Origin of the sequence: Paraburkholderia sp. GAS42, from assembly GCF_050436565.1 — a bacterium.
Classification (GTDB): domain Bacteria; phylum Pseudomonadota; class Gammaproteobacteria; order Burkholderiales; family Burkholderiaceae; genus Paraburkholderia.
This window is the reverse complement of record NZ_JBNDML010000063.1, coordinates 1-2,442: the sequence shown is the minus strand read 5'-3', so window position 1 is coordinate 2,442 and position 2,442 is coordinate 1. Positions and strand designations below refer to the sequence as shown.

Sequence of the window (2,442 nt, the reverse complement as noted above, 5' to 3'; positions counted from 1 at the left end):
GGGCGATTGTGTGGATCGAAGCGCGCGAAGGTAACATCGGCAGCCCGGACACTGATTCATCTATACAGGCCAGGACCCCGGTGAAGTGAAAGTCCGGATGCATCAGCCTAGTGCCAGAGTATCCGTCAGCGCATCCCGTCTTGAACGCACGCAAGCGCGGTGCGAAGGTGATGCCATCGTAACGACGGAGCAAGACAATGGACGACGCAACGGGCGAGGCCGTACCGACGGGCGCACGACGCCCCCCGGCAAGGCGAAGCATTCTGGCGCGAGATGGTCATGGCATGGACCACAAGCGGACTGGGCCTTCGACGTTTCTGCCGTGAGCAGGGCTCGCCGTCAGTACCTTCGGCCTGTGGCGCAAGAAGCTCTCTGGCGAGGCACGAGCAGACGCGCAGCCGCTCGCGGTCACCCCGGACGCGGCATTTATCGTTTCCCATCCGGACACCGCACCAGCCACTCCTGCGCCACCGTCGACGGCGGACGCTTTGTCGTCTTCGCGTGATCGGGTAACGTTGTCGCTCGCCGGTGTTCGCATCGAGCTGACCGGTGCTCATGCCGAGCGCATCGTGCGTTTCGTGCTCGCACAGCTCGGAGGTAGCCGATGCTGATCGCAGCCGATGTTCGTGCGTATATCTGCCGTGAGCCGGTCGACATGCGCAAATCCATCGACGGCCTGTCATATCTGGTCGAACCACTGCTGGCCCAGAACCCTGTCTCGGGCAATCTGTTCGTGTTCGTCGGCCGGGACCGCTCGAAAGTCAAATGCCTATACTGGGATCGCACCGGCTTCGCGCTCTGGTACAAGCGCCTTGAACGGGGCCGCTTTCCATCCCCGTTGGCGCTCGCGCAACGCGGCTTCACGCTCGCCGAACTCAACGCCTGGCTCGAAGGCATTGAGATCCCGGCACGCGAGCCGCATCACGCGGTCGCGGTGACGCGCGTGAGCTGAACTCGCTGTCGCCTGCGCGGATACAACGCTCCCCAATCTTGTAAACGTAGCGCGAGTTGGGCATCATGATAGCCATGCCGCCCACCGCCATCACTGTCGCGGAATTGCCGGTCGAGCCCGACGAGCTGCAAGCCTTCGCGCTCGAACAGAACCGGCTGACATGCGTGCTGTGGGAGCAGCTGGAAGCGCTGCAGCACCAGATTGCCCAGGCGAACCGCGCGCGCTTCGGCGTCAGTTCCGAGCGGCAGGTGGGCCAGACGGAACTGTTCGATGCCGCCACGGAGTTGCCCATTCCTCCTGAGCCGGCGCAGGTTCCAGTCGCGGGCCACACCCGCAAGGGCCGTCCGGCGCTGCCGAAGGACCTGCCGCGCAAGCGCGTTGAATATGATCTGAGCGACGAACAGAAGGCAGCATTCGATACGCTCGAACGCATCGGCGAAGAGCGCAGCGAGACGCTGCACTATGAGCCGTCCACACTCACCGTTATCGAGCATATCCGTTTCAAGTACGCGGCGAAGAAGGATGGTGAGTCGACCATCGTGACCGCAAGTGCCCAGCCCTCGCCGCTGCCGAAGAGCAATGCGAGCGCGAGCCTGCTCGCTAACATCCTGGTCAACACCTACGTCGATCACCCGCCTTTAAACCGGCAGGAGATGCGCTATGCACGACGCGGTGTGCATCTGCCCCGGGCAACGCTGTGCGAATGGAAGCTGGCGGCAGCCGAACTGCTCGAAGTGCTGCTGCCGCCGCTGCGGGCTCACCAGTTGCAGGCGCCGCGCATGCACGTGGACGACACGACGCTGCCGTTACTCGAGAAGGGTCGCACGGCGACGCGTACAGCGCGATTATGGGGCTATCTTGGCGCCGGCCAACGCGAGGAGAACGGTGTCTGGGTCGACCACCCGCCGGCGGTCGTGTTCGAGTTCGCGGAATCGCGCTCCGGTTCGCATCCGCTGCGGTACCTTCAGAAGTACAAAGGTTACCTGCAGGCGGACGCATACAGCGGGCATGGCGCACTTTACGAAACCGGAAACATCGTCGAGGTCGGATGCTGGGCCCATTGCCGCCGACGCTTCTTTGAAATCGCGAAGGCACAGAGCAAACCGGGACTCGCGGCGCAGGCGCTGCAGTGGATTGCCCGCCTGTACGCGATCGAGTCGCGGATCAAAGACCACACGCCCAACATCAAATACGCGGCGCGGCAAACCGAGGCGCTGCCGGTGCTCACGCAGTTCCGGCAATGGCTGGAAGGCAACGTCATCGGTTTGCCAGCTCAGGCGCCGCTCGCGAAGGCGTTCGGCTATGCGTTACGTCACTGGCAGGCCCTGATTCGCTACACCGAAAGCGGTATCCTGCTGCCGGACAACAACTGGTGTCATGCCGCTAGCGGCATGAATCACGTTATGCCGACTTCCGGATTATGTCGCGTCAAGGGTGCGGAGGGCCTTCCTCATGCCCTTTTGTGATTGCTGAGTCGGCATAATCCGTAT

General features: G+C 63.0%; 2 protein-coding genes. Both read left to right on the top strand.

Annotated features, from left to right (window positions below):
* The first annotated feature begins 604 nt into the window (after positions 1 to 604).
* Positions 605 to 952 carry an IS66 family insertion sequence element accessory protein TnpB gene (gene tnpB, locus P3T16_RS34765; RefSeq protein WP_408428130.1) on the top strand — a complete coding sequence of 116 codons (348 nt, stop codon included), beginning with the start codon at positions 605 to 607 and terminating at the stop codon, positions 950 to 952.
* A gap of 74 nt (positions 953 to 1,026) precedes the next feature.
* On the top strand, positions 1,027 to 2,418 hold the full coding sequence (gene tnpC / locus P3T16_RS34760) for an IS66 family transposase (RefSeq protein ID WP_429345656.1): 1,392 nt from the start codon (positions 1,027 to 1,029) through the stop codon (positions 2,416 to 2,418).
* The last annotated feature ends 24 nt before the right edge of the window (positions 2,419 to 2,442 follow it).

What these genes read in the sequence shown, in the direction of transcription:
- tnpB (WP_408428130.1), top strand. Translation starts at nt 605, where the DNA reads ATGCTGATCGCAGCCGATGTTCGTGCGTATATCTGCCGTGAGCCGGTC.
- tnpC (WP_429345656.1), top strand. Translation starts at nt 1,027, where the DNA reads ATGCCGCCCACCGCCATCACTGTCGCGGAATTGCCGGTCGAGCCCGAC.